Origin of the sequence: Nonomuraea sp. NPDC023979 (assembly GCF_040639085.1) — a bacterium.
Lineage (GTDB): Bacteria > Actinomycetota > Actinomycetes > Streptosporangiales > Streptosporangiaceae > Nonomuraea > Nonomuraea ceibae.
The window spans coordinates 1-25930 of record NZ_JBEZZG010000002.1 but is presented as its reverse complement, the minus strand read 5'-3'; the positions used below and the strand labels follow the sequence as shown (position 1 = coordinate 25930).

General features: G+C 71.2%; 23 protein-coding genes. 17 read left to right on the top strand and 6 right to left on the bottom strand.

The window, feature by feature from the left end; genetic code table 11:
• The first annotated feature begins 37 nt into the window (after positions 1-37).
• The 3 genes from AB0G11_RS03485 to AB0G11_RS03475 are packed head-to-tail and all read left to right on the top strand — an operon-like array spanning position 38 to position 3545.
• Complete coding sequence (locus AB0G11_RS03485; protein ID WP_219505957.1) at positions 38-544, top strand: PadR family transcriptional regulator; 507 nt, start codon at positions 38-40, stop codon at positions 542-544.
• Positions 541-1272 (top strand): ABC transporter ATP-binding protein, encoded by a 732-nt coding sequence (locus tag AB0G11_RS03480; RefSeq protein WP_219505955.1) that lies wholly within the window; start codon positions 541-543, stop codon positions 1270-1272. The genes AB0G11_RS03485 and AB0G11_RS03480 overlap by 4 nt, the downstream gene beginning before the upstream one ends.
• Positions 1269-3545 (top strand): FtsX-like permease family protein, encoded by a 2277-nt coding sequence (locus AB0G11_RS03475; RefSeq protein ID WP_357583734.1) that lies wholly within the window; start codon positions 1269-1271, stop codon positions 3543-3545. The genes AB0G11_RS03480 and AB0G11_RS03475 overlap by 4 nt, the downstream gene beginning before the upstream one ends.
• Here the strand turns inward: AB0G11_RS03475 and treS are convergent.
• Both treS and AB0G11_RS03465 read right to left on the bottom strand, forming a co-directional pair.
• A complete protein-coding gene (treS, locus tag AB0G11_RS03470; RefSeq protein ID WP_219505951.1) occupies positions 3537-5237 on the bottom strand; it encodes a maltose alpha-D-glucosyltransferase in 1701 nt (566 codons plus the stop codon). The two genes, AB0G11_RS03475 and treS, sit on opposite strands and share 9 nt — an antisense overlap.
• A gap of 272 nt (positions 5238-5509) precedes the next feature.
• Positions 5510-7144 (bottom strand): asparagine synthetase B family protein, encoded by a 1635-nt coding sequence (locus tag AB0G11_RS03465; RefSeq protein WP_357583732.1) that lies wholly within the window; start codon positions 7142-7144, stop codon positions 5510-5512.
• Between the two features lie 70 nt (positions 7145-7214).
• Between AB0G11_RS03465 and AB0G11_RS03460 the strand changes: the two genes are divergently transcribed.
• From AB0G11_RS03460 to AB0G11_RS03440, 5 genes are all read left to right on the top strand, one after another.
• Entirely contained in the window at positions 7215-9059 is a 1845-nt protein-coding gene (locus AB0G11_RS03460; protein ID WP_357583730.1) for a hypothetical protein, read from the top strand.
• 4 nt (positions 9060-9063) lie between these two features.
• Positions 9064-9684, top strand: a complete 621-nt coding sequence (locus AB0G11_RS03455; protein WP_219505938.1) for an anticodon-binding protein — start codon at positions 9064-9066, stop codon at positions 9682-9684.
• Between the two features lie 124 nt (positions 9685-9808).
• Positions 9809-11191, top strand: coding sequence for a diaminopimelate decarboxylase (gene lysA / locus AB0G11_RS03450; RefSeq protein WP_219505936.1), 1383 nt, complete (start codon positions 9809-9811; stop codon positions 11189-11191).
• Positions 11188-12480: a homoserine dehydrogenase gene (locus AB0G11_RS03445; RefSeq protein ID WP_219505934.1), complete on the top strand. Its 1293-nt coding sequence runs from the start codon at positions 11188-11190 to the stop codon at positions 12478-12480. Before lysA ends, AB0G11_RS03445 begins: the two co-directional genes overlap by 4 nt.
• Before the next feature lie 97 nt (positions 12481-12577).
• Positions 12578-13045 (top strand): hypothetical protein, encoded by a 468-nt coding sequence (locus AB0G11_RS03440; RefSeq protein ID WP_357583728.1) that lies wholly within the window; start codon positions 12578-12580, stop codon positions 13043-13045.
• 60 nt (positions 13046-13105) lie between these two features.
• On the opposite strand, the gene AB0G11_RS03435 is transcribed toward AB0G11_RS03440, so the two are convergent.
• Both AB0G11_RS03435 and AB0G11_RS03430 read right to left on the bottom strand, forming a co-directional pair.
• Entirely contained in the window at positions 13106-13900 is a 795-nt protein-coding gene (locus AB0G11_RS03435; protein ID WP_357583726.1) for a hypothetical protein, read from the bottom strand.
• Between the two features lie 120 nt (positions 13901-14020).
• A complete protein-coding gene (locus tag AB0G11_RS03430; protein ID WP_219505930.1) occupies positions 14021-14875 on the bottom strand; it encodes an enoyl-CoA hydratase/isomerase family protein in 855 nt (284 codons plus the stop codon).
• Between the two features lie 130 nt (positions 14876-15005).
• Here AB0G11_RS03430 and AB0G11_RS03425 point away from each other — a divergent pair, with 130 nt between their 5' ends.
• The gene (locus AB0G11_RS03425; RefSeq protein ID WP_357583724.1) at positions 15006-15635 is read left to right on the top strand and encodes a TetR/AcrR family transcriptional regulator; all 630 of its coding nucleotides are present in this window, start codon (positions 15006-15008) and stop codon (positions 15633-15635) included.
• Here AB0G11_RS03425 and AB0G11_RS03420 read toward each other — a convergent pair.
• Positions 15626-16642, bottom strand: coding sequence for an AsnC family transcriptional regulator (locus tag AB0G11_RS03420; RefSeq protein ID WP_219505926.1), 1017 nt, complete (start codon positions 16640-16642; stop codon positions 15626-15628). The two genes, AB0G11_RS03425 and AB0G11_RS03420, sit on opposite strands and share 10 nt — an antisense overlap.
• Before the next feature lie 150 nt (positions 16643-16792).
• Here AB0G11_RS03420 and AB0G11_RS03415 point away from each other — a divergent pair, with 150 nt between their 5' ends.
• The 8 genes from AB0G11_RS03415 (at position 16793) to AB0G11_RS03380 (ending at position 24449) form a co-directional block, all read left to right on the top strand.
• Positions 16793-18106, top strand: coding sequence for an amidohydrolase family protein (locus AB0G11_RS03415; RefSeq protein ID WP_357583723.1), 1314 nt, complete (start codon positions 16793-16795; stop codon positions 18104-18106).
• Between the two features lie 31 nt (positions 18107-18137).
• Positions 18138-19610, top strand: a complete 1473-nt coding sequence (locus AB0G11_RS03410) for an MFS transporter (protein ID WP_357583721.1) — start codon at positions 18138-18140, stop codon at positions 19608-19610.
• 10 nt (positions 19611-19620) lie between these two features.
• Entirely contained in the window at positions 19621-20001 is a 381-nt protein-coding gene (locus tag AB0G11_RS03405; protein ID WP_219505923.1) for a Rid family hydrolase, read from the top strand.
• Positions 20002-21030, top strand: a complete 1029-nt coding sequence (locus AB0G11_RS03400; RefSeq protein ID WP_357583719.1) for a threonine/serine dehydratase — start codon at positions 20002-20004, stop codon at positions 21028-21030.
• The gene (locus AB0G11_RS03395) at positions 21027-21560 is read left to right on the top strand and encodes a hypothetical protein (protein WP_357583717.1); all 534 of its coding nucleotides are present in this window, start codon (positions 21027-21029) and stop codon (positions 21558-21560) included. The genes AB0G11_RS03400 and AB0G11_RS03395 overlap by 4 nt, the downstream gene beginning before the upstream one ends.
• Positions 21560-22150 (top strand): thiamine pyrophosphate-dependent enzyme, encoded by a 591-nt coding sequence (locus tag AB0G11_RS03390; protein WP_357583716.1) that lies wholly within the window; start codon positions 21560-21562, stop codon positions 22148-22150. Before AB0G11_RS03395 ends, AB0G11_RS03390 begins: the two co-directional genes overlap by 1 nt.
• Positions 22147-23535, top strand: coding sequence for an aldehyde dehydrogenase family protein (locus tag AB0G11_RS03385; protein WP_357583714.1), 1389 nt, complete (start codon positions 22147-22149; stop codon positions 23533-23535). Before AB0G11_RS03390 ends, AB0G11_RS03385 begins: the two co-directional genes overlap by 4 nt.
• Positions 23536-24077: 542 nt before the next feature.
• Positions 24078-24449: a DUF4288 domain-containing protein gene (locus tag AB0G11_RS03380; protein ID WP_357583712.1), complete on the top strand. Its 372-nt coding sequence runs from the start codon at positions 24078-24080 to the stop codon at positions 24447-24449.
• Positions 24450-24725: 276 nt separating this feature from the next.
• Here AB0G11_RS03380 and AB0G11_RS03375 read toward each other — a convergent pair whose 3' ends face one another.
• Positions 24726-25457 carry a 3-keto-5-aminohexanoate cleavage protein gene (locus AB0G11_RS03375; RefSeq protein WP_357583710.1) on the bottom strand — a complete coding sequence of 244 codons (732 nt, stop codon included), beginning with the start codon at positions 25455-25457 and terminating at the stop codon, positions 24726-24728.
• Positions 25458-25930 lie beyond the last annotated feature (473 nt).

Sequence of the window (25930 nt, the reverse complement as noted above, 5' to 3'; positions counted from 1 at the left end):
CCATGTAACGCATCCGTAACGCGCGGGGAGGTGAGGTGTGCGGCTTCACCTGCTGGCGCTCTTGGCCAAGGAGCCTGCCCACGGTTATGAGCTCAAACAGGCCCTCGAGCAGACGTTCGGCAGCGCCTACCCCTCGCCCAACATCGGCCAGATCTATGTGACGCTGGGCCGCCTGGAGAAGGACGGCCTGGTCAGGGCGGTCGACGTCGAGCAGTCCAACCGGCCCAACAAGAAGGTCTACTACTGCACCGCCAAGGGGCGTGACGTGCTCACCCTCTGGGCGGACGAGCCCACCGAGGGGCCCCGGGTGCGTGACGAGTTCTTCATGAAGCTCGTGCTGGCCCCGCTCACCGGCATCGCCGACCGGATGGCGCTGATCAACCGCCAGCGCCGCCACTACCTGTCGCTCATGGGCGACCTCAACGACCTGATGGCCCGCACCCCGCCCGAGGACCGGGTGGCGCTGCTGCTGATCGAGGGTGCCATGCTGCATCTGCAAGCCGATCTGGACTGGCTCGAACGTTGTCAGGAGGACCTGGCATGAGTGATCCCGCCCTCAAGGCGGTCAACCTGGTGAAGGTCTACTCCGGCGGCGCCGTGCCCGTGCACGCCGTCCGCGGGGTGGATCTGCAGGTCGAGCCGGGTGAGTTCATCGCCGTCATGGGCCCGTCCGGGTCGGGCAAGTCTACGCTCGTCCACATGCTGGGCGGCCTCGACACCCGCACCAGCGGCGAGATCTGGATCGACGGCACCCGCGCCGACACGCTCTCCGAGAGTGCCTGGGCCCTGCTGCGCCGCAAGAAGATCGGCTTCGTCTTCCAGTTCTTCAACCTGGTCGCCAGCATGACCGTGGCCGACAACGTCGAGCTGCCGGCCCTGCTGGGCGGCGCCTCGCCGCGCGAGGCCCGCGAGCGCAGCCGGCACCTGCTCGGCGCGCTCAACCTGGCCGACCGTGCCGACGCCCCGCCCGCCCGGCTCTCCGGCGGCGAGCAGCAGCGCGTCGCGCTCGCCCGGGCCCTGGCCAACAAGCCCAGCGTGCTGCTGGCCGACGAGCCCACCGGCAACCTCGACAGCCGCAACACCCGCGACGTGCTGCGTCTGCTCGGCGAGGTGCACCGCGACGGCCAGACCATCGTCATGGTCACCCACGACGCCCGCGTCGCCGGCCTGGCCGACCGGGTCGTCGCCCTGCACGACGGCGAGGTCGTCGACGACGGCCGGATCACCCGGCGCCGCACCGGCACCGCGGGCGCGGTGATCGACCTCCGATGAGCACCACCCGGGCGGGCATCCGCTGGATCCGGGCAGACCTGCGGGCCAGGAAGGGCCAGGCGACACTCACCGTGCTCGTCGTGGCCGCCATCGTGGCCGCGCTGATCGCCGCCGTCACCCTGCTGGAGGACGGCACCAACCCCTGGCGCGGGCTGTTCGCCCAGACCGAGGGCGCGCACGTGTGGTTCTACACCAAGGACAGCACCGCCCAGGTCGTCGCCACCCGCGAGATCGACGGCGTCACCAGCGCCGCCGGCCCCTACCGCTCGGCGCCCGCCACCGTCGTCCAGGACGGCAAGAAGGAGCCCGCCGAGCTGCGCGCCCTGCCGGCGAAGCCGCCCGCGGTGGCCCACCCGGTGGTGACCGAGGGCCGCTGGCTCGACGCCGCAGAGCCCGGCGGCGTCGTCGTCGAACGCTCCTACGCCCGCGCCCTGCGCCTGCGCATCGGCGCGCCGTTCACGATCATCGCGCTCAGCGGCGAGCGCCACAGCCTGTACGTACGCGGCATCGCCGACTCCGCCGAGCAGGGCTTCTACCCGGAATGGACGCCCGGCCTGGCCTGGGTGCTGCCCGAGACCCTGGACCGGGTCGAGCCGATGCTCGGCCGCAGCCAGTGGGTGACCGGGCTGCGCCTGACCGACGCCGAGTCGGCCCAGGTCGTCTCGCAGCGGGTCGTGGTCATGCTCGACGACGAGCTCCAGCGCCTCTACACCTGGCGGGAGATCCGCGCCGCGATGGAGCTGGACAACCGGCTGCTCGGCACGCTGCTGGCGCTGTTCGGCGTCGTCGGGCTGGTCGCCGCCGCGCTCGCGCTGGCCAACGCGGCCGGCGGCCGGGTGCTCGGCCAGCTCCGCGACCTGGCCACGCTCAAGTCGATGGGCTTCACCAGAGGCCAGATCGCACTGCTGCTGCTGGTCGAGCACGGCGCGCTGGGCCTGCTCGGCATCGCCGTCGGCACGCTGGCCGGCTGGGGCGGCACGGTCGCGGTGCTCGGCACCACCTCCGTCGCCCCCATGCCGGTGCTGGCCATCCTCGCCGGCACCGCGCTCGTCGTGCTGGCCGCCGTGGGGCTGCCCGCCTGGCGCGGCGGCCGCACGCCGCCGATCCCGGCCGCGCCCGCCCTGCCGCCGCGCGGCCACCTGTCCCGGCTGGCCAGGCTCGCCCTCCTGGTACGCCTGCCTCCGGCGCTCGTGCTGGGCGCCCGCGACGCCTTCACCCGGCGGGTGCCGGCGTTCCTGACGGCGTTCGGGCTGGCCGTGCCGATGATGATGATCACGATCGGGCTGGGCGTGTGGGCCACGCTGGACAACTTCGCCGGCCATCCCGAGCAGGTCGGCCAGCACGCCGCCCTGCACGTCGGGCCCGGCAAGCTGACCGCCGTCGAGGCCGAGCGCCACGTGCGCGCCGACCGCGACGTGCGGGCCGTCTACCCGGGCGTCGAGGTGAACGCTCTGGCCCCCGGAGAGGGCCGCTCGGTGCGGGTGCGCGCCATCGGCGGCTCCACCACCGACCCCTACCCGTTCCCCGTCGTCGAGGGCCGCATGTACGCCGAGCCGGGTGAGGCGGTCGCCGGGCAGGGGCTGCTCGACCTGCTGGGTGTGAAGATCGGCGACCGGGTCCGGCTGACCGTGGGCGGCTCGCCGCTGATCGTGCGGATCGTCGGCCGGGCCATCGAGCCAGACTCCGACGGCGAGGTGCTGTCGGTCGGGCTGGACAGCCTGGCCGCCAAGGACACCGTGCCGCCCGAGTTCTACGCGCTCGCCCTCAAGCCGGGCGCCGACCCGTCGGAGGTGGCCGGGAGGCTGCTCACCGAGTCGTCGGAGAGCCTGGACGTGCAGATCGTGGTCAACCCGGCCGACCGGCTGGCCGTCATCCGGGTGGTGATCGTGGCCCTGATCGCCGTGCTCACGCTGATCGGGCTGGCCAACCTGCTCACGGCCAGCGCGCTCGGCCTGCGCGACCACGCCTTCGACCTGGCCGTGCTCAAGGCGATGGGGCTGACGCCGCGCCAGGTGATGGCCACCTTGGTGACCGGCACCGGGCTGCTCGTGGTGCTGGGCGTGGGGGCGGGCGCGGCGGTCGGGGCGTCGGTCGTGACCGGGCTGATCGACCTTCAGGGCCACACCAGCGGGGTGGGCGCCGGGATCGCCCGTCCGCCCTCGGCCATGACGCTGACCGTCGCCGTGCTGGTGGCCGTGGGCACGGCGCTCGCCGTCGCGCTGATTCCCGCGCGGCGGGCGGCCCGTGCCCAGGTGCCCGTCACCTCACGCTGAAGGGAGCTTCTTCAGCGCGAACCAGTAGAAGCCGTGCCCCGGCAGCGTGAGCAGGTAGGGCAGCTCGCCGACGACGGGGAAGTGCACGCCACCGCGCGCCTCCACCGGCGTCATGCCCTCGAACCTGCGCAGGTCCAGCTCGACCGGCTGCGGGAACTTCGACAGGTTGTTCACGCACAGCATGATGTCGTCGCCGTCCTCCCTGACGTAGGTCAGGACGGCCGGGTTCGACGACCACATCTCCGTGTAGGCGCCGACGCCGAACACCGGGTGGTCGCGCCGGATCTGCAGCATCCGCCGGGTGAAGTGGAGCAGCGAACCCTCGTTTCTCTGCTGCGACTCCACGTTGACCGCCTGGAACCCGTAGATCGGGTCCATGACGGCCGGCAGGTAGAGCCGCCCCGGGTCGGCCGTGGAGAAGCCCGCGTTGCGGTCGGGGCTCCACTGCATCGGCGTGCGGACCGCGTCACGGTCCTCCAGCCAGATGTTGTCGCCCATGCCGATCTCGTCGCCGTAGTACATGACCGGCGAGCCCGGCAGGCTCAGCAACAGGGCCGTGAACAGCTCGATGCGGTCCCGGTCGTTGTCGAGCAGCGGCGCCAGGCGACGGCGGATGCCCAGGTAGGCCCGCATGCGCGGGTCCTTGGCGTACTCGCTGTGCATGTAGTCGCGCTCTTCCTCCGTCACCGTCTCGAGCGTGAGCTCGTCGTGGTTGCGCAGGAAGATGCCCCACTGGGCGCAGTCGGGCAGCTTGGGCGTGCGCGACATGATCTCCGAGATCGGCTCGCGCGTCTCCTTCTTGACCGCCATGTAGATGCGCGGCATGAGCGGGAAGTGGAACGCCATGTGGCACTCGTCGCCGCCGGTGGTGGGGTCGCCGAAGTACTCGACGACGTCCTCCGGCCAGCCGTTGGCCTCGGCCAGCAGCACCCGGTCGGGGTAGAGCCGGTCGACCTCGGCGCGGATCTTCTTCAGGTACGCGTGCGTCTCCGGCAGGCCGGCGCACGCGGTGCCCTCCCGTTCGAACAGGTACGGGACCGCGTCCAGGCGGAAGCCGTCGATGCCCAGGTCCAGCCAGAAGCGCAGGACCTCCAGCATGGCCTCCTGGACCGCCGGGTTGTCGTAGTTGAGGTCCGGCTGGTGGTGGAAGAACCGGTGCCAGTAGTACTGCTTGCGCACCGGGTCGTAGGTCCAGTTGGACTCCTCGGCGCCGATGAAGATGATCGGCGCGTCGGGGTATGCGGTCGGCTCGTCCGCCCACACGTAGAAGTCGCCGTACGGCCCCTCGGGGTCGTGCCGGGATGCCTGGAACCAGGGATGACGGTCGCTGGTGTGGTTCATCACCAGGTCCGTGATGATTCGCAGGCCGCGCTCGTGCGCCGACTCGATCAGCTGGATGAAGTCGGCGAGGTCGCCGAAGTCCGGCAAGATCTTCATGTAGTCGGAGATGTCGTAACCGCCGTCACGCAGCGGTGACTCGTACAGCGGCAACAGCCACAGGCAGTCGACGCCGAGCCATTCGAGATAGTCCAGCTTCTCCACGAGGCCGCGAAGGTCTCCGGTGCCGTCGCCGTTGGAGTCCTTGAACCCCCGGACGAGCACCTCGTAAAACACCGCCCGCTTGTACCAGGACGGGTCTTCCGAAATGAAGGTCTCGGCGACCGGCTCCGGCGTTGGGGATGCGTTGATCATATGTCGCTCACAGAAGGAGATGTGGGCAGGACGAAGTCACCGGTTTCCCCGGCGTTGTTATCTCTGGTGACCGCGCCGCCTGGGTCGTCATCCCTGCGATCCCATGCCCTCGACAGGACCGGATTTGTGATCCGGTGCCCGCTTGTGCGGCGCTTACGGGCCGAACACTACCAGCCCGTTGGCTTTCCGGAACCCGCTTGTGCTGTGCGAGCTGTAATACCCAAGAGATCGCTGTGTAATCGTGATGTTACCGACCGTTCTTCTCCCTGTAACTAGAAGGGGGCAGACAGGTCGTCCAGCTCGCTTTCGAAGTCGCTCAGCCAGAGCCCGAACAGCACCAGACCGCGCACCCAGAACCGGTCGTTCCAGCCGTTGAACCGCGTCAGCGCGTCGGGCCCGCCCGCCACCACCTCGTGCAGCTCGTCCGACAGCAGCCCCGGCACCCGGGTCGCCACCACGTCCAGCATGCGGTGGGAGTAGGCGCGCGCGGGCGCGGCCGTGGAGCGCAGCGGCACCCGCCGCAGCGGCTGCTTGACCACGTTCGTCGAGGGCAGCGCGGCCACGCGCGGGTTGGCGGCGTGCAGCACCTCGCGGTAGAAGCGGCCCTGCGCCTTGCGCGCCACGCCGACCGAGAGCGCGGCGTCGAAGAAGTCGGGATGGATGAACGGCGCCGCGAACGACGCCTCCGGCCCCACCAGGTTGACCGCCGAGCGCGCGATGCCCCGCACCGTGCGCGTGTGGAGCACCGAGAGCGGCAGCTCGGCCCGGTGCCCGTGGAGCATCGAGGTGGCCGCCAGGAACTGCTCCTGCACGGTCTCGGCCATCCACTGCGCCGCCGCCTTCGACAGGAACGGCTGCGACGGCGCGCCCAGGCTCAGCGAGCCCAGCACCGCCGCCGACCGCTCGGCCTGCGTCGTGGCCTCCAGGGCGGCGCCGCTGACCATGAAGTTCTTCAGCAGCGGCCCGCCCGCCAGCCCGTCGACCAGCACCCGCCCCGCCTGGTGCACCTCCTTGGCGAACGGCGCGTACCAGGCGTGATGCGGCGTCAGGTATTCGAGCCTGCGCGCCACCTCCACGGCGTCGTCCGGGTAGGCGGCCGGGTCCTGCTCGATCACCCGGTGCGGGATGCCCAGCTCGCGGGTGATGGCCCGGGCGAAGGCGATGTCGGTGTCGGTGCCGTCGTCGGGGCTGGTCGTCCACGATTCCACGTCGAACCCGCGCGCCTTGGCCACGCTGCCCAGCAGCCGCGAGTCGTAGCCGCCGCTGATCGGCACCAGCAGCTTGCGCCCGTCGTAGTCCTTGTAGACCTCGTGCAGCAGCTCCAGGATCTCCCCGGCGCTCGTCCACGTCTCGTACGGCTCGGTGCGCAGCCAGCGCGGCAGGCGCCGCTCGGTGGACAGCCTGCCCTGGTCCCACACCAGCGCGCTGGAGCCGGGCAGCCGCTTGATCCGCTGGTAGGGCGTCGCCTCGCCCAGCGGGAACGTCACCTGAAGGATCGACGCCCAGGCCGCCCAGTCGATCTCGACCGGCGCCAGCGACAGCAGCGGCTCGATCAGGGACGAGAAGTAGACCGCCTCGCCCACCCGTACGTAATAGACGTCGACCAGCCCCAGCGCGCCCGTGTGGAGCGTGACGCGCGGGCCGTCGCCCATCAGGCCCGGAGCCTCGTACGTCTCCGCGACCGTCATCCAGTCGCCCTCACCGGCGGGCCTGCGCTCGCCCCAGGCGAACGCGAACGCCTCGCCTGAGCGCCGGTAGGGCGGCAGCGGCGCCGAGCTGAACAGGGCCGCCTCGGCCGTCTGGAGAGCGGGACGCACCCGCGGGCCCGCGGCCGACAGCTTGCCGAGCACCGCGGTGTCGATCCGGCCGAGACCGCCGCAGACGTAGGGTCGTACGTTGAACTGCACCGGATCTCATCCCTTCGAGGCGCTTCCCGCAAAAGAGTATCCTTTGCCGGGCTGAGAGACGGAGGTCCTGTTGTCTACCGAGCTGGAAAGCACGCGCAGGGCGTTGCGTGAGGCGGTCGCGCAGGCCGAGCACGCGGCGGAGCTGGCCAGGCTGCTGGACGCCGTCCAGAGCAGGCTGGCCGAGGCCGAGAGCCGTGCCGAGGAGGTCAAGGCCCTCGCCGACCGGCTGAGCGAGGCCGAGGAGCGCCTGGCCGACGAGCGCGCCGCCGCCGACAAGCTCCGCAAGGAGCTCGCCGAGCAGCGCTACCAGGCCGAGGTGGCCAACTGGAAGCTCTCCTCGATCAAGGTCGCCCGCTGGAACCGGCTGGGCGACGCCATCAAGACCGGCAAGAGCAACCCGGTCCGCCTGGCCAAGGAGCTCAAGGGCGCCGCCCGGCCGGTCAAGCGTCCGACCGCGCCCAAGCGCAAGCCCGTGGCCGCCGCCAGGGCCCAGGACGAGCGGCCCGGCGCCGCCTACCAGGCCACCGCCACCACCCGCACGCTCGGCGGCGCCTCCTTCAAGCTCAAGCCCTACCGGGTGCCGACCGGCCCCAACACCCGCCCGCACATCACCGCGGCGGTCGTCGCCGAGCCGCACGCCGAGGCGCTGCTGCGCTACGAATGGCGGCAGACCACCGGCTTCACCCCGCGCGACTTCGCCCGGGTGCTGCCGCAGGAGGTGCCGCACCTGCTGCTGGTCGAGTCCGTCACGCAGGGGCCGTGGGCCGAAGAGCTGCTGGGCGAGCCGGGCGAGGGGCTGCGCGCGCTGCTCGCCTGGTGCGCCGAGCGCGGCATCCGGACCGTGTTCTGGCACACGCACGGCGACCCCGCCGACTTCGCCGCCTCGGCCGGGCTGTTCGAGCACCGCTTCTCCGCCGACCCGGCCGTGGCCTGGCCGAGGCTGCCGTTCGGCGTGCAGCCGCGCGTGCACAACCCGCTGCCGCTGGCCGGCGGGCGCATCGACCGGGTGCTCAGCCTCGACCAGCTCCTGCCGGACCACCTGGCCTACCCGGACGTGCTCACCTCCTACCGCTGGCCGGCCGCGGTCACCTGCCCGCCCGGCACCCCGACGTGGCGGCTGGCCGAGCTCGCCGCCTGCGGCACGCCGATCGGCGACGACCCCGACAGCCGCCGGGCGCACGTCGCCCTGCGCCGCGCCTACGCCTCCGGCACCATGACCGAGCACGTCGACGCGCTCCTGCAGACGATCGGGCTGCCCAGCGCCCGCGCCACGCTCGACGTGTCGGTGCTGCTGGCCGTCCCCGACGTGACCCGCATGGAGCACGCGCTGGCCCAGGTCGGCCGGCAGAACGGCATCACCCAGCTCATCGTCATCGGCCCGCCGGAGGCCGAGCAGCGCGCCCGCGACACGCTGCCCGGCGCCGACGTCATCCACCGGCCGCTGCAGCCGGGCATGACCGTCGGCGCGATGCTCGGCCGCGGCCTCGACCTGTGCGAGGCCGACCTGGTCGCGGTCATGGACCCGCGCGACGTCTACGGCTCCCACTACCTGACCGACCTGCGGCGGGCGTTCCTGTTCGGCACCGCCGACATCGTCGGCAAGGCCGCCTTCTACGCCCACCTGCGCAAGCCGCAGGCCACGCTGCTCAAGCAGCCCGACGCCGAGTACACGTACCTGCCGGAGATCACCGGCGGCACGCTGCTCGCCCGCCGCAACACGCTGCGCGAGCTCGGCTTCGCCGACCTCACCGACGGCTGGGACGAGGTGCTCATGCGCCGCTGCCGCGAGGACGGGATCAAGGTCTTCTCCGCCGACCGCTTCGGCTACGTGCGCGTCCGCGACGAGGACCGGTGGCTGCTGGGCGCCGCCCACCTGGTCGAGTACGGCTCCGCCGAGCCGCACGCGCTCATCTGAGCCCGTGACGCCCGGGCGGCTGGCCGGGGTGCTCGGCGAGCCGCCGGTGCCCGACGGCACGTGGGAGCGGGAGGCCGCCTACGTGTCGGCCGCCGCGCTGCGCCGCCGCGTCCCCGCCGCCGAGCTGGCCGCGCGGGTGCGGGAGCTGCCCGGCGTGGGGCCGGTCGAGGTGCGGGGCAACGGGTTCCTGCGCGTGGTGGTGCCCGTGCCGGGGGAGCTGGTGACCGAGATCGAGCCGCTGGAGCTCCGCGATCCCGGCTGGCCGGACTTTCCTCGTACGTGGGACAACCCCGGATTCGTGGTGCGTTACGCCCATGCCAGGGCGGTGGCGGTGCAGCGGTGGGGGCGGGAGCTGGGGGTTCCGGAGGAGTTCCGGCCCGAGCTGCTCGACGATCCCCGCGACCGGGCGGTGCTGCGGGCGCTGGCCGAGGTGCCCGGACGGCTGGCGAGCCGCGACCCGGGGTGGGAGGCTTTCCTGGTGCGGCTGGCGCTCGCCTACCACGACGCGCACGAGCACGCCCCGGCCGTGCCGATCGGCGACACGCCCGCCGGGCCGCTGCACGGGGCCCGGGTGAGGCTGGCGCGGGCCGTACGGGATGTGCTGGTGGGGCCGGATCGGCTCTGAGGGATCACAAAATATCCGGCCAAACGGTGAAAAATCGTAAAATATTCGCGTTTGGGCGGTGATCGCGTCTCGATACGTGGGCATCGGGTCCGTGGTGAACACCGGGTCCGATAGCCTCGATCGGGTGAGTCGATTCGCCCATCCTGCCGGGGACCGGCACGCCGAGACGCCGCCCCACGAGCGCCCCCCGCTGGCGCCCGACGACCTCAACCGGATCAACCCCGCGATCTGGCCCCGAACGTCGAGCCGGACCGATGGCGCGCTCACGATCGGCGGCGCCGACGTACGCGACCTGGCCCGCGAGCACGGCACCCCCCTCTACGTCCTCGACGAGGAGGACGTCCGCTCGCGCATGCGCGACTACGCGGCCGCCTTCCAGGGCTCCGACGTGCACTACGCCGGCAAGGCCTTCCTGTGCAAGGAGATCGTCCGCTGGCTGGAGGCCGAAGGGCTCGGCCTCGACGTGGCCAGCGGCGGCGAGCTCGCCGTCGCCCTCAGCGTCGGCTTCCCCGCCGAACGCATCACCCTGCACGGCAACAACAAGTCCGCCGCCGAGCTCACCCGCGCCCTCGACGCCGGAGTCGGCCACATCGTCGTCGACTCCTTCGAGGAGATCGCCCGCCTCGGCTACCTCGCCGAGCAGCGCGGCCTGCGACCCAAGGTGATGATCCGCGTCACCACCGGGGTCGAGGCCCACACCCACGAGTTCATCGCCACCGCCCACGACGACCAGAAGTTCGGCCTCTCGCTCAACGCCGGCGCCGCCGCCGAGGCCGTCCGCCGCATCCTCCAGCTCCCGTCGCTGGAGCTCGTCGGCCTCCACTCCCACATCGGCTCCCAGATCGTCGACGTGGCCGGGTTCGAGGTCGCCGCCCGCCGCCTGGCCACCCTCCTCGTCCAGATCAAGGACGAGCACGGCGTCGTGCTCCCCGAGCTCGACCTCGGCGGCGGCTACGGCATCGCCTACCTCGACGGCGACGAGGCCCTCGACGTCAAGCGCATCGCCGACGGCCTGCGCGAGATCGTCCGCAAGGTCTGCACCGACGCGGGCCTGCCCGTCCCCCGCCTCACCGTCGAGCCCGGCCGCGCCGTCGTCGGCCCCGGCGGCATCACCCTGTACGAAGTCGGCACCGTCAAGAACGTCGAAGGGCTCCGCACGTACGTGAGCATCGACGGCGGCATGAGCGACAACGTGCGCACGGCCCTCTACGGCGCCGAGTACACCGCCGTGCTCGCCAGCCGCGAGAGCAGCGCCGAGCCCATGCTCAGCCGCATCGTCGGCAAGCACTGCGAGAGCGGCGACATCATCGTGCGCGACTGCTACCTGCCCGCAGACCTCGCGCCCGGCGACCTGATCGCGATCGCCGCCACCGGCGCCTACTGCCGGTCGCTGGCCAGCAACTACAACTACCTGCCCAGGCCCGCCGTCGTCGCCGTCAACAGCGGGCAGTCGCGGGTGATCGTACGGGGCGAGACCGAGGACGACCTGCTGAGGGGGCAACTATGAGCAAACCGTTGAAGGTGGCCCTGCTGGGCTGCGGCGTCGTCGGCTCCCAGGTCATCAGGCTCATCCACGAGCAGCGTGACGACCTGACCGCCCGCATCGGCGCTCCCCTGGAGCTCGCCGGCGTCGCCGTACGCCGCCTCGGCCGCAAGCGTGACGTCGAGGTCGACCCCGCCCTCCTCACCACCGACGCCGAAGCCCTCGTCACGCGCGACGACATCGACATCGTCATCGAGGTCATCGGCGGCATCGAACCCGCCCGCTCCCTCATCATCGCCGCCCTGTCCCGCGGCAAGTCCGTCGTCACCGCCAACAAGGCGCTGCTCGCCGAGGACGGCGCCGCCCTCCACGAGGCCGCCCGCACCGGCAACGGCGACCTGTACTTCGAAGCCAGCGTCGCCGGCGCCATCCCGCTGCTGCGCCCGCTGCGCGAATCCCTCGCCGGCGACCACGTCAACCGCGTCCTCGGCATCGTCAACGGCACCACCAACTACATCCTCGACAAGATGGACTCCACCGGGGCGTCCTTCACCGACGCCCTCGAAGAGGCCCAGACCCTCGGCTACGCCGAAGCCGACCCCACCGCCGACGTCGAAGGCTTCGACGCCGCCGCCAAGGCCGCCATCCTCGCCGGGCTCGCCTTCCACAGCCGCGTCACCGCCGAACAGGTGCACCGCGAAGGCATCACCGAGATCACTGCCACCGACGTCGCCTCCGCCAAGGCCATGGGCTACGTCATCAAACTGCTGGCCATCTGCGCCCGCTCCGACGACGGCCGCTCCATCGGCGTCCGCGTCCACCCGGCCATGATCCCGCGCACCCACCCCCTCGCCGGGGTACGGGAGGCGTACAACGCGGTCTTCGTCGAGGCCGAGTCGGCCGGGCAGCTCATGCTCTACGGCAAGGGCGCCGGCGGCGCCCCCACGGCCTCCGCCGTCCTCGGCGACCTCGTCGCCGTCGCCCGCAACCGCCTGGCCGGCACCCGCGGGCCCGAGGAGTCCACCTACGCCTCGCTGACCGTCCACCCCATGGGGGAGACCGTCACGCGCTGCCACGTGGCCCTCGACGTGGCCGACAAGCCGGGCGTCCTGGCCCGGGTGGCGGAGCTGTTCGCCAAGCACGACGTGTCCATCCAGACGGTCAGGCAGGAAGGGCACGGCGACGACGCCCAGCTCGTCATCGTCACCCACCGGGCCACCGACGCCGCCCTGACGGCGACCATGGAGGGGCTGCGGGAGCTCGACATCGTCCGGGCCATCGCCAGCGTGATGCGGGTGGAGGGGGACGAGTAGGGCCCCTGTTCCCGCGAAGGTCCTCGCCCGTCAGGCGCTTCGCGCCCGGCGGGCTCGGGCCGTGTCGTCCGGGGGAGCCCTGCCAGGGGAGGCAGCCATGAGGTCGTGGTTCTTCGCCGCCACGCTCGCCGGCCTTGCCCTACTGCCGAGCATGTCAGGCACGCCGGCCCGGCCCGTCCTCGCATCACCGCCCACGACAGCGTGCCGGGCCGCCGTGTGCATGATCGGCGCGGATCCGCAGATCCTCGTACACGACACACAGGAGGGTGCCCGCGTGCCCTTCAGCGGGCGGCTGACGTGGGTCGGCGACCAGTCCTGTCTGGCGGTGGACATCGGCGGCAGCATGGTCGTGCCCCTGTGGCCGATCGGCGCGGCGCCGTTCCGCGCGGGGGAGCGCCGGGGCGTCGCGCTGCCCGGTGTCGGGAATCTCCTGCCCGGTGACCGGTTCAGCGGGACCGCGACCTGGCACCGTGAGGACCCGATGTTCCTCACGGCGTCAGGACGATGTCACCGCCGAAACGGATTCGTCGTCATCGACCCGTCCGGACTCAACCGGACGGGCTGAGCCTGGCGGGGTGGGCACCGGCGCCCGCTGTACTCCCATGACGGGTTCGCGGCGTGCCGCTCACCCGGGCCGATGGGGAGCGGTCTCATGCGTTTCTCCTGTCCGGCCGCGTACGGCGGCGGTGGGCGGGCCGGAGCGGGAGGGGACGCCGATCGCGTCGGCCCACGCGTGGATCTCCTGGTCATAGCCGGTGAAATGGTCGCGCCGGAGGACCCCGGCGGGGTCGATGTGGCGTGACCCGGAAAGTCCGAACCGGCGCAGCAGATCGACGATGAGCGGTCGTACCGCCGTCGTGAGCGCGGGTGACAGGCACGTCGCCAGGTCGGCGAGGTGGCGAGCGGAGGCGGTCCCGGTGAGCCGGCGGTCTCCCGCCGGGCCGTACGTTGTGCCGGCGTGATTCCACACCTCTATCGGCGCCGCGTGTTCGGCGTCGGTAGCGGGGATGAGGGCCGCTTCGACGGCGAGCTGGGCGGTGGGTGAGGCAATGCGTTCCCCTACGGCTCGTGCGGCGTTCGCCGCCAGGAGGCGCACCAGCGCGACGGTGATCCACGCGACGGCGCCCTCGCCGAGCGCCCAGACCTGGCGGCCGTCGGCGGGGCTGTCGCGCAGCGTCCCCACCTGCAGTCCTGCGAGCGCGGAGCCGTCCGGGTGGAACTCGCAGTAGTACCCGCCGGCGGCCGGGTGGCCCGGACGCCGTGACGGCGCGAAGGCCAGCGCGCCGTCCGGGCGTGGTTGTGGCGGCTCCGCGCCGATGGCGATGGGAGCCGGCCAGTGCGCGACGTGTCGCCTGAGCCATCGCCGCAGGTCCTCCCCGCTCGGTGCGGGGAGCTCGGCCGGCGCCGGATGTGCCGGCACCGCGGCGACCACGAGGCAGGGCGACTCGGGGCGGAGTCGCCCGGCCGCGTCCGTGAGGAGGCGCGAAAGCGGTTGCGAGGGGTCGGGCATGGCGGAGGGCTCCGATCGTGGGGCTTTCGGTCAGAACAGCTTGCGGGCCTCGGAGTCGGCCAACAGGTCCGGGTCGGGCACCCGGGACTTGCTGGCGACGTTGGCGAGCATCTGATGCGCCATGTGGAAGCCGAAGTCCTCGGCGACGACCTTCCTCCAGTGCCGGGACACGATGTTGTGAGTGGCCCACCTGGTGTAACGCGGCCGCTTCATGATGAATCTGGCCAGTTCCCAGGCGCGGTCGAGGAGGTGCTCGCGAGGGAGCACATCGTTGACGATGCCCCACTCAAGAGCCTTGTCCGCCGGGATCGGCTTGGCGGCGTAGATGTAGTACGCGGCGCGTTTGATGCCCATCAGCGTCTGGAGGGCCATGCCCTGGCCGTCTCCCGGCGGGGAGCCGAGCCAGAAGTGCGGGTCCATGAAGTCGGCGTCCGGCGCGGCGAGCGTGATGTCGCTCATCATCGCGAACTCGGTGTGCACGCCAGGACCGTTGACGGCGGCGATCGTCGGGATGTCGATGTTGTTGACGAAGCTCTCGATGAGCTTCCAGCCGTCCGCCATGCGCTGGTAGATGTGGTCCGGGTCCAGCTCGGAGGCGGGTTTGGGGTTGAGCCCCTTGGGGTCGCCCGTCATCCACCTGCCGCCGGTGCCGGTGATGATCAGGACGTGGTTCTCCGGATCGTTGCCGATCTCCTGCCACACGCGCGGCCACGCGTTGTGCGCGGCGGCGGTGTGGGCGTACGGGCCGTCGTTCGTGTGCAGGCGGACCTCGATGATGCCGTCTTCGCGCCTCATGCGGAAGAAGTCCGCGTACCTGGCCGCGTACTCGTCGAAGGCGGGCGGGGCGAGGTAGCCCTCCCAGTGGTCTGCCGGATCGAATGCCATGCTCACTACCTCCATGCGGCAGGGGCACCGCCGCGGGCGGTGCCGGGGTGCGCTCGCCGGGCATGCGGCGGGCATCCCCATAAAAGCACACTTGTTAGTGTGCTTTCATCTGGTGCCGTACGCTGAGATCATGTCGAGGGGTATAGCGGCGGTTCAGACGCCAGGACGCCGTCGACGGTCGGAGGGCAAGAAGGCGGCGATCCTGGATGCCGCGGAGGACCTGTTCATCGCCGAGGGCTACGAGCGGACGAGCGTCGACGCGATCGCGGCCCGGGCGCAGGTCTCCAAGCGCACCGTCTACGACCACTTCGGCGAGAAGGGGACGATCTTCCTGCGCGTGCTCGAGCGGGTGAACGACACGCTCGCCGACACCGTACGCGCCGCGATCGACGAGGAGCTGAGCCCGGGCCGCGACCTGCGCGACGCGCTGACCGCCTTCGGCCGGCGCATCGTCACGCAGACCTTCCCGTCGCCCGCGTACCTGACCTTCCGGCGGCTGACCTCGCAACGGTGGTCGATACCGCAACTGGCCGAGGCCGAGCGCGACCGTCCGGACCTGATGCTGGAGGAACGTTTCGCCGCACTGGCGGACCAGGGGAAGATCCGCGCCGCGAACCCCCGTCTGATGGCCCGGCACTACACCGCCCTGACGCTCAGCCTCGCGCTGGAGGCACTCGAGACCAGGAAGGACGCCGAGGTCGAGGAGATCCTGGCGATCATCGCCGACGGGGTGGACGCCTTCCTGCGCGCCTACGGCTGATCGCCCTCGTCGAACACCAGCGGCACGGCGCGTACGGATCGACCCTCCGCGTCCAGGACCCGGCCCAGCAGCTTGGTCATGCTGAGCACGACGGAGCGGTCCTGCACGCGCAGGGCCGGCAACTCCTGGCTCATGCGCCATTCGAGGTCGTGCACCTCGGCCGCCGACCGCAACGACGCGTCGACCGTCACGTTGAACGGCCCCGCGACGAACGTGCAGGCCCGGACCCCCGGCAAGGAACGGATGCGCTTCTCCGCCGCTCGCATGTCCTGGACGTCCAGGGAGCCGAAGTACACCGCCGAGACCGACCGGCCGGACAGATGCCGGGAGATGTCGCAGCGGAAGCGGATGAGCCCCGCCTCCTGGAGGCGCGACAACCGGCGACGTACCGACACCGGCCCGAGATCCACCTGCTCGGCGAGCCGTTCGAACGACATCCGCCCATCGAGGTGCAGCGCGCGGACGATACGCAGGTCGGTCCGGTCGACGGCGTCGGCCCTTCCTGACCCCGGCTCCGTGGCCGGGCCGAGGCGGCGTCGCTGCTCCGGGTCGAGCGCGCCTTCCCGCCAGTTGCTCGCCTGCAGGATCGACCGGGTGACCACATGGCTGCGGATCTTCGCGATCCCGGGGACCCGCCCCACGAGGTCGAGGAGATAGACCGAGAGCGAGGCGAGGTCGGGCGCCTGCGCCAGCACGAGCACGTCTCGTGCGCCGCCGGTCACCTTGACGGTGGCGGCCTGCGGGTGCTCCGCGAGCGTACGCGCGACCTCGGTCGTCCGCCCCGGCGCGCAGTCGATCTCCACCAGCGCGCACGCCGGGGTCGCGTGTCCCGAGGGGTGGGCGGCGACCCAGGCGACCCCCTCGGACTCCAGGCGCGCCCAGCGCCGGCTCACGGTCACCGGGTCGACCCCGAGGACCTCCCCGAGGCTCCGCCAGCTCGCGCGCGGCGCGGATCGCACGGCGTCGACGATGGCGACGTCGAGCTCGTCATAGGACGTAGCGGCCATCTCACTCGAACTTTCCTGCGCGAATCAAGCAGTCAATGGAGATTACCTGCGATATCGCGGCCGAATCGCAGGATCACCCTACCGTGACGAGAACCGACACAACCGGCAGCCGGCGTGAGAACGCAGGCCGGACGAGGGGGTTCAGAGCGCGTGGGACTCGGACAGGCGACATTCGAACGGGGCGGGGCCGCGCTTCGGGTCGAGAACGTACGGCTCATCGACGGCGTCAGCGATGACGTGGTGGACGACGCCGTCCTGGAGTCCGACGCCGACGGCTGGATCACCTACGCGGGTCCCGCCGCCCAGGCCCCCGAGGCGCACCCGGACGTCAGGGTGATCGACGGCCGCGGCGGCACGCTGCTGCCTGGGCTGTTCGACTGCCACACCCACCTCGGCCTGCCCTCCGACCGTTCGCTCGTGGAGACCGCCCTGCTGACGGACCCCGTCCTGGCGACGCTCCGGACCGCCGAACGCCTGAGCCGCACGCTCGCGTCAGGGATCACGTCGGTCCGGGATCTGGGCGGGCTTCCCGCCGCGTTCCGCGACGCCGTCGCCACGGGACTGGTGGCCGGGCCGCGCGTGCAGACCTCGGTCGGCGTCATCAGCCACACCGGCGGCCACGCGGATGACACCCTGCCCGGCGGCAGGAGCCTCGGTCTGGACTACTGCGAGCTCGCCGACGACGTGCCCGGCGTACGGAAGGCCGCGCGGCGGATGCTCCGGTCGGGCGCCGACGTGATCAAGATCTGCACGAGCGGCGGCATCAGCAGCGCGCACGACGACCCCGACGACCAGGATCTGCTCGACGAGGAGATCGCGGCGGTCGTGGACGAGGCGCGGCGCCACGGTGAACGCCCCGTCGCCGCGCACGCGCAGGGACGGGCCGGCATCCTGGCCGCGATCCGCGGCGGTGTCCGCTCGGTCGAGCACGGCTTCGGCATCGACGACGAGGGCTGCGACCTCATCGGGGAGAAGGGGGCCTTCCTCGTGCCGACCCTGTCGGCCGTCTTCCAGCCGCTGGACCCGCGCACGACCACGCCGTGGCGCTACCAGAAGAAGCTGCGCTGGAACGAGCTGGCCAAGGAGAACCTCGCCGAGGCCATCGCGCGGAAGGTGCGCATCGCGGCGGGCACGGATGCCGGGATCACCCCGCACGGGCAGAACCTCTTCGAGCTTTCGTGCCTGGTGGAGCTGGGGATGTCGCCGATGGAGGCCATCCGCGCGGCGACGTCGGCCGGCGCCCATCTGCTCGGCGTGGAGGACACGCTCGGGACCCTGCGCACCGGATACGCCGCCGACCTCGTCCTCTGCGCGAGCGATCCCCTGCGGGACATCGGCGTGCTGTCGGCGCCGGAGAACATCGCCCTGGTCGCCCAGCAGGGCGTCATCCACAGGCTCGCCCTCCCCCCTGCGGAGCCGCGAGCAGCCGGACGGAACGGACCGCACGCCGGGGCACGCCCCTGAGCCCAGCGTGTTCCGCAGAAAGGAGACGCTCATGCAGGACATGAGCTCCAGCACCACCGCGGGAACGCCCGCACCCGATGATCTGCACACCGGCTGGACCGGCCGGGTGATCGGGTACGTAGCCGTTCTCGTCCTGGTGAACGTCATGGTCGACACCGTGCTCGCCGCGCCGACCTTCGTCCTTCCGCAACTGCGCGACGCCTTCGACACCACCCAGTTCGCCTGGCTCGACTCCAGCGCGATGCTGGCGGGCGCGATGTGGGCGCCGCTGCTCGGCAAGTCCGCCGACATCTACGGCAAGCGCAAGGTCCTCGTGATCACGCTGCTGGTCGCCGGGCTGGGCGGGGTGATCTGCCTGGCCGCGCCGCACATCGGCGTCTTCGTCCTAGGGCGGGTCCTCCAGGGCGCCGCCGTCGCGGCGTTGTTCCTCACTGTCGCGATCATCCGCGACCTCTGCGCCCCCACGTTCTCCATGATCGTGACCGGTGTCGTCACCTCGGGCTCGGCGGTCTTCGGCATCGTCTCACCCTTCATCCTGCAGGTCGCCACGGAGGCCTTCGGCTGGCAGTTCGTGTTCGTGGTCTCCGCGACGTTCGCGGTCGTGGGCGCGCTCTTCGTCCGCGCCGTGATCCCGCGAACGCGGCTCAGGACAAAGGGCAAGGTCGACGTCGCGGGCGGGCTGCTGCTCGGCGGCGGGCTCGCGGGGGTGCTGGTGTACATCAGTCTGGGGCAGGAGCTCGGCTGGCTGGCACTCGTGCCGCTGGTCGTCCTCGTCGCGGGGGTCGTGGCGCTGCTCGTCTGGTTCGTCGTGCTGAGCCGCGCCCCGGAGCCCGTGATCGACATCCGCGGCATCCCGCTGGCTCTCGGGCTCGGACTCCTCGTGGTCGTCATGGGAACGGGCGCCTATCGCAGCCTGCTCGCGCTGTTCAGCCTGCTCATCGACGTCTCCCCGGACGAGGGCCTCGGCTACGGGATCGCCGGACCGGCGGCGCTCGGCCTGATGTTCGGCATCCCGTCGATCGGGATCATGCTCGGCGGCATCGTGGCGGGCGCGATCGCCACCCGCGTGGGCCCCGCCTGGCCGCTGGCCGTCGGCGTGGCGCTGGGGACGATCGCCTCCCTCGGGATGTTCCTCGTCGGCGCGGGAAATCTGCCGATCGCCGTGGTCTGCTCGTTCCTGCTGAGCCTCACGGCGGGCTCGCTGGTCACCTCGGGCTTCAACCTGGCCTCCATCCTGGCGCCGCGCGAGCGGCAGGGCACCGTCTCCAGCATGGTCATGGTCATGGTCGCCGTCGGCTCCGTGACGATGAGCTTCATCGGATCGGCGATCCTCGGCGCGACGGACCTCGTGGTCGACGGGCAGACCGTGAACTCCTCGCTCGGCGTGCACTCCTACATCGCGGTCGCGGGCTGCGTCTTCGTCCTCGCGGCCATCCCCGGGACCTTCCTGGTGCGCAGGATGCGCGGCCACCTCGTCACGGGCGTGCCCGTGAACCACCCCTAGGAGATCGAGTATGACCAACCTCGCACCGGCGAGCCCCTCACAGGCGCGGCACCCCTACAGCCCTGTGCGCGAGACCGACACCGGACTCGTCTTCCTCTCAGGACAGCTCGGCATCGCCGACGGCGAACTGGTGGCGGGTGGTGTCGCGAACGAGACCCGCCAAGCCCTGGCGAACCTGCGCGCCAGGCTGGCCTCGGCCGGGCTGGACTTCCGGCACGTCGTGAAGATCACGGTCTACCTGGCGTCGATGGGCGACCGCACCACCGTGGACGCCATCTACGAGCAGATCCTGCCCGAACCGCGGCCGGCCCGTACCTGCGTCGCGGTCGCGGAGCTGCCCTATCGCGCCCGGATCGAGCTGGACGCCATCGCCGCGCGGGGCGGAGCCTGAATGCGGGCCGCTCCTCAGGACGTGACCGGGCCGAGGCCCGCGCTCCCCGTGACGATCGGCGACGTCGTCGCGGCACGGGACAGGATCACCGGCCACGTCGTACGGACGCCCTTGCTCCCGGCCCCCTGGGCGCCAGGAGAGCTGTGGCTGAAGGCCGAGAGCCTCCAGCCGATCGGGGCCTTCAAACTCCGCGGGGCCGTGAACGCGATCGCCCGGCTCCGCCCCGAGACCCGAGCGCACGGCGTGGTCACGCATTCGAGCGGCAACCACGGGCAGGCGGTCGCCTGGGCCGCACGCGCGGCGGGCATCCCGGCCGTGGTCGTCATGCCGGACTCGGCGACGGCGGTTAAGGTGGCGGCGACCAGGGCGCTGGGAGCCGAAGTCGTCCTCGTCCCCAGTGACCGGAGAGAGCTCGTCGCCGACGCCGTACGGGCGGAGCGCGGGATGACGACGATCCCGCCCTTCGACCACGCCGACGTCATCGCCGGGCAGGGCACGCTCGCCCTCGAAGTGCTCGAAGACCTGGACGACATCGACACCGTGCTCGTACCGGTCGGCGGCGGTGGGCTGATCTCGGGAGTGGGCGTCGCGATCGCGGCCTCGTCCCCGCGCACGCGCGTGGTCGGCGTCGAACCTGAACTGGCCGCGGACGCGCGCGACTCGCTCGCGAGCGGACGACGGGTCGCCTGGGACGCCCGCGCCACGCACCGCACGATCGCCGACGGAACGCGGACGCCGCTCGTCGGCGAACTCACCTTCCCGATCATCCAGGCGACCGTTGAGGAGATCGTCACGGTGAGCGAGGACGAGATCCTCGCCGCGGTGGCGAGCCTGGCCCGTCACGCCCGTCTCGTCGCGGAACCCAGCGGAGCGCTCGGCGTCGCCGCCCAGCTCGCCGATCCCCGCAGGTACGGGCGGGCGGTCGCCGTCCTGTCCGGTGGCAACATCGACCCGGCCGTCCTCGCCCGCGCGCTCACCTCCTCACCCGGAGGAACCGCATCCACGACACCCGAGGAAGCACACCCATGACATACGCACAAGCCGTCGCCGACGGCATCTGGGCGGCCGGAGCCACCCGGGTCGGCTACATCCCGTCCGTGACCGTGGCGCCGGTCATCAACGCGCTGGTCGCGTACGACGGCGGCACGAACGGGGTCTCACCGCGCGTCACCCCGCTGTCGCGGGAGGAGGAAGCGGTCGGCGTCATGGGGGCGGTGGCGTTCACCGGCGGGCTCGGCACCGTGGTCATGCAGGACAACGGCTTCGGGAACGCGCTCACGGCGCTGACGACGTTCACGCTCTCCTACCACCTGCCGCTGCTGGTGTTCGCCAACACCCGGGGAGGGCTCGGCGAGTACAACTCGATGATCCACTCCATCAGCCAGCCCGTGCCGGCCCTCCTGCGTGCCGTCGGGCTGCCCGTCATCGAACTGGACAGGACAAGCGGCCCCGGAGACTGGCACGACACCGTACAGGAGGCCGGCAGGCACGCGGTCATGACGTACCGGCCCGTGGTCGTCCTCGGGTCCTTCTGGAACACCGACGGAAAGGTCGCCTGATGAAGCGGATCGAAGCACTCGGCGTGCTGGCGGACCTGACGAGCTCCCATCCCGTCATCGCGACCTGCGCGGCGACGAGCAGAGAGCTGGCCTCGGTGAAGGACAGCGACAACCACCTCTACCTCCTCGACGCGATGGGCCTGGCGGGATCGGTGGCGACCGGGCTGGCGCTCAGCGTGAGACCGTCGACGCCCAAGGTCGTCGCCATCGAAGGGGACGGTTCGCTGCTCATGAACCCGAACGTGCTGCCGACCGGAGGCTACCTCGCGCCGCCCAACCTGCTCCTCGTCCTCCTCGACAACGGGGTGTACGGGTCCACCGGGGCGCTGCCGACCTACTCACCGAAGGTCGACCTGCGGCGCCTGGCCGACGCGGCCGGCTGGACCACGCGCGCGGCGCAAACCGCCGACGGGCTGAGCACCGCCTTCGCCGAACTGCTCACGGTGGAGGGGCCGGCGTTCCTGTACGCCACGATCGAGGAAGGGAACGCTCCAGACATCGAGAAGCTGCTGGTCGACCCCGTCTCGCTCACGGGACGCTTCACCCGCTGGCTCCGCGAGGTGCATGCCGTCGCCGAGGCCGCGGCGTGACCCGCGACATCGGCGGCATCGGCGGCATCGTCACCGTCAACCCCGCCTCCGGCGACGAACTGGGCTTCCACCCGTACACCACTCCCGAGGGACTCGATCGGGTGCTCGACACCGCCGCGACCTCGACCTGGGGACGGTCACGTACGGACGAACGCGTCGCGGCGATCAGCCGGCTCGGCGCCGTCCTGGCGGAGCGGCGAGAGACGTTCGCCGCACTCATCACACTCGAGATGGGCAAGCCGATCACGCAGGCACGGGCCGAGATCGACAAATGCGTCACCGCCTGCCGCTACTACGCCGACCGGCTTCCCGAGATCCTGCGGCCGGAGACGTTCGATCTGGACGGCGACACCGCGATCGTCCGGATCGTGCCGATCGGCGTCGTGCTCGCCATCCTCCCGTGGAACTACCCCTGGTGGCAGGTGATCCGGGCGATGCTGCCCGCGATCGCGGCCGGCGACACCGTCGTGCTCAAGCACGCCGACTCCGTCACGGGCAACGCACTGGCGATCGAGGAGGCGTTCCAGGAGGCGTTCGGGACGGGGGTGCTGCAGACCGTCGTGGCCGACGCGGCCACGGCGTCGAACCTCATCGGCGACCGCCGGATCGCCGCCGTCACCTTCACCGGCAGCGACCGGGTCGGCGCCCTCGTCGCCGCGCGCGCCGGCGCCGAGATCAAGAAGTGCGTGCTGGAACTCGGCGGGTCCGACCCGTTCATCGTCCTGGCCGACGCCGACCTCCCGGCCGCGGCCGCCGCCGCCGTGCGATCCCGGTTCCTCAACAGCGGGCAGAGCTGCATCGCCGCCAAGCGCATCCTCGTCCACCGCGACGTACGTGACGCGTTCGCGCAGGCACTGACCCCCCACGTCCAGGCGCTGAGAGTCGGCGACCCGACGGACGAGACCGTCGACGTCGGCCCGCTCGCCCGCCACGACCTGCGCGACACGCTCCGTGACCAACGCGCCCGAGCCCTGGCGGCGGGAGCCAAGGTGATCGCACAGGCGGCCGCACCCGACCCCGCCGCAGGCGCCTGGTTCCCGCCGTCGATCGTCGAAGTGGACGGGCACGACTCCGCCCTCCTGACCGAGGAGACGTTCGGCCCGCTCGGCGCGCTGACGACCGGCGCTGACGACGACGAGCTCATCGCCCTCGCGAACGCCTCACGCTACGGGCTCAGCAGCAGCCTGTGGAGCACCGACAGCGAACACGCCGCGTCCGTGAGCGAGCGCATCCATGCGGGGTCCGTCTTCGTCAACACGATCTCCGCCACCGACCCGCGCCTCCCGACCGGCGGCATCAAGGCCAGCGGCTACGGGCGCGAACTCGGCAGGTGGGGCGTCTACGAACTGGCCAACCTCCAGGCACTGCGCATCCACCCGACCTGAGCACCGGACCCCAGCCGGGCCGCCGCGCGCCCTCGCGCTGGCCGCTCTGGACGGCTGTCAAGACTTTGAAATAAATCCAATTAGCCATGGCCATGCCCGCGCACGCCGACATTTCCAGGCGGAACGTCGCGGTCACGTCTTTCGACGACAAGGAAGTAACCTCCGGCCCCGATGTGAGGGGCCCTGCGCCACCTCGCGTTCCGGGCACGGTCATCGTCCGGATGAAGGTCCGCGAAGAGAGGAGACCCGCCGCCGACAGTTGAACCCGACGGAAGACCGACATGAACAAGTGAGGAGGGTCGCAACCATGAAGACGATAGTCCGATCCCCTGTGCCGCCTGCATCATCGGCACTAAGGTCGGTCGCCGCCGCGAGCTTCATCGCACCCGAATGCGCCATCAACACGCAGGGCCGGAAGCATGGAAGCTGCTCACCAATAACCGGTTCACAAAGCCAGCATGGAACGGGACACTAAACGTTCCCAATACGCGCCGACCCCCATGCGAATGGGGTCGGCGTGCGCCATGCAGGAGGGGGCCAGCGTGAACGACCATCCGAAAAGCCCGCACATCGCGATTTTGGTTTATGCAACGACGGTCGAAGGAGGCTACGCGCGCCCTCGTTACAGCGAGGACATCGTGTTGATCCACGCCGCCTCTATTGAGGAAGCGCGCGCTGCGGCCGAAGCGATGGGTCATGAGGAGACGAGTTCCTATAAGAACGTCTACGACGAGACCGTCACCTGGTCCTTCATAGGCGTCGCGGACGTACGCGCTGCCCTCTACGACACTCTGGACGATGACATCACCCTGTACTCGCGCAGCTTCGATGATCTTGGGCAGTATCGCGCGACCTTCTCGCTCGCATCTTTGAGGGAGCCCACGGCAGGGCCGGACGATCCTGCGAGCAGCTAAGGCCAGGCCGCGCTCTTCACGTGAGCGCGGTCCTATGCGGCGGTGGCCTCTGTTAAGACGTAGCTGAAGCCGTCCGGCCTGGTGACTGTCCCGGCGTGCATGGCCACCGCCACGGCGCCAGCCGCGTGCGCCGACTTCTCCCACGCCTCAGCGGCCTGCGACTTCACCGACGTAGGCTTCCTCGCGCAGCTCGCTCCCCGACGCTCTGGTGCGTGGCCTCGACCTTCGGGGGTCTGCGGCCGCGAACCTCCCGCACGGGTGCGTGATAGCGACTCGCTAAGTCGTGCCCTGGGGTGTGTGCTGGATGATCTCGCGTGCTGCGCGGATGAGGGCGGCGTTGTCCGGGGCGGGGGTGCCGTCGGGGAGGTGGAGCACGTCTTCCAGGCCGATGCGGGCATGCAGGCGGCGGGAGGCGGCAAGCCGCAGGATGGGCCACGCGGTGGCGTCCTCGCCGTGCAGGAGAATCGGCGCGGCAGCCGGTTCGAGTTCGTCCAGCAGGCCGGCTGCGGCGTGGAGCCCGTCCTGCGGGGTGGCTTCGGTGATCTCGGCCAGGACACGCAGGAATCGGCGGGATCCGGGCCAGCTCAGGAACCGTCGTGCTGCGGGAGTCCCGGAGTAGATGCCAGCCTCGATGCCGATCCCCCTGTCCAGCAGGGCTGCGGCGACCTCGGTGGCGCCGTCCTCGTGCCAGTTCACGGAAGCGTGGTCAGGCAGTACGGTCCACGCCCGTACCTGGGCGGCACGGGCGTGAGGGTCCGCTGTGGCCCATGCGCCGGTGGTGACCCCGACCGGGATGCCTGGGACGGCAGCCCGCACCGCGCTCACAGCGGCGGCGACGGCGGTGGCTTCCAGCGTGTCCTGGCCGTCGTGGTCCTTGGGGTGCAGGTGGATGTCCTCGGCGCCGGCGGCGACAGCTTCACGGGCTGCCACCGCCAGTTCGTCGGGGGTCACCGGCAGATGGGGACACTCGGCCCGGCTTCGAGCACCGTTGAGGCAAACCTGCAGCATGGCGCAATCTTCGCAGGCGCCACCCGGGGTCTCCCTTGGCAGGCGCCCTGAGTCGGGACGGGGTGGAGGGTCAGGCGAACACCTCGTCGAGGGTGTCGCTGACCGCTGCTCGCCCGATCCAGGTTGCCAGGGTGGAGATGTCGGCACAGGTTCTGACATACTCGCTTGCCTGGTCGGGGGATGCGAGCCCACGGTTGTCCAGGCACAACAGCAGGACCGTTGTCAGCCCCTTCGTGCAGCCCTGCACGTAGCCCTGGGCGAAGTGTTCTGCGGACCATTCCGGCAGGCCCTTCGCCTGGGCGATCGCCTTGCCCTCCGCCCGGAGCTCGGCGAGGAGACTCGGGGCGTATTCGCCCTGGTAGAGATGGGTCCTAGAGGCAACGCCGTTCAGTTAAGGGAGAGGGCTGTTCGTCAAGACCGGTGAACAAAGCAGCGGAGCCGCTGTAGAAGAGGTCTGTCACTCCAAGACATCC

What these genes read in the sequence shown, in the direction of transcription:
- AB0G11_RS03480 (WP_219505955.1), top strand. Translation starts at nt 541, where the DNA reads ATGAGTGATCCCGCCCTCAAGGCGGTCAACCTGGTGAAGGTCTACTCC.
- AB0G11_RS03475 (WP_357583734.1), top strand. Translation starts at nt 1,269, where the DNA reads ATGAGCACCACCCGGGCGGGCATCCGCTGGATCCGGGCAGACCTGCGG.
- treS (WP_219505951.1), bottom strand. Translation starts at nt 5,237, where the DNA reads ATGATCAACGCATCCCCAACGCCGGAGCCGGTCGCCGAGACCTTCATT.
- AB0G11_RS03445 (WP_219505934.1), top strand. Translation starts at nt 11,188, where the DNA reads ATGAGCAAACCGTTGAAGGTGGCCCTGCTGGGCTGCGGCGTCGTCGGC.
- AB0G11_RS03440 (WP_357583728.1), top strand. Translation starts at nt 12,578, where the DNA reads ATGAGGTCGTGGTTCTTCGCCGCCACGCTCGCCGGCCTTGCCCTACTG.
- AB0G11_RS03430 (WP_219505930.1), bottom strand. Translation starts at nt 14,875, where the DNA reads ATGGCATTCGATCCGGCAGACCACTGGGAGGGCTACCTCGCCCCGCCC.
- AB0G11_RS03425 (WP_357583724.1), top strand. Translation starts at nt 15,006, where the DNA reads ATGTCGAGGGGTATAGCGGCGGTTCAGACGCCAGGACGCCGTCGACGG.
- AB0G11_RS03420 (WP_219505926.1), bottom strand. Translation starts at nt 16,642, where the DNA reads ATGGCCGCTACGTCCTATGACGAGCTCGACGTCGCCATCGTCGACGCC.
- AB0G11_RS03410 (WP_357583721.1), top strand. Translation starts at nt 18,138, where the DNA reads ATGCAGGACATGAGCTCCAGCACCACCGCGGGAACGCCCGCACCCGAT.
- AB0G11_RS03405 (WP_219505923.1), top strand. Translation starts at nt 19,621, where the DNA reads ATGACCAACCTCGCACCGGCGAGCCCCTCACAGGCGCGGCACCCCTAC.
- AB0G11_RS03400 (WP_357583719.1), top strand. Translation starts at nt 20,002, where the DNA reads ATGCGGGCCGCTCCTCAGGACGTGACCGGGCCGAGGCCCGCGCTCCCC.
- AB0G11_RS03395 (WP_357583717.1), top strand. Translation starts at nt 21,027, where the DNA reads ATGACATACGCACAAGCCGTCGCCGACGGCATCTGGGCGGCCGGAGCC.
- AB0G11_RS03390 (WP_357583716.1), top strand. Translation starts at nt 21,560, where the DNA reads ATGAAGCGGATCGAAGCACTCGGCGTGCTGGCGGACCTGACGAGCTCC.
- AB0G11_RS03375 (WP_357583710.1), bottom strand. Translation starts at nt 25,457, where the DNA reads ATGCTGCAGGTTTGCCTCAACGGTGCTCGAAGCCGGGCCGAGTGTCCC.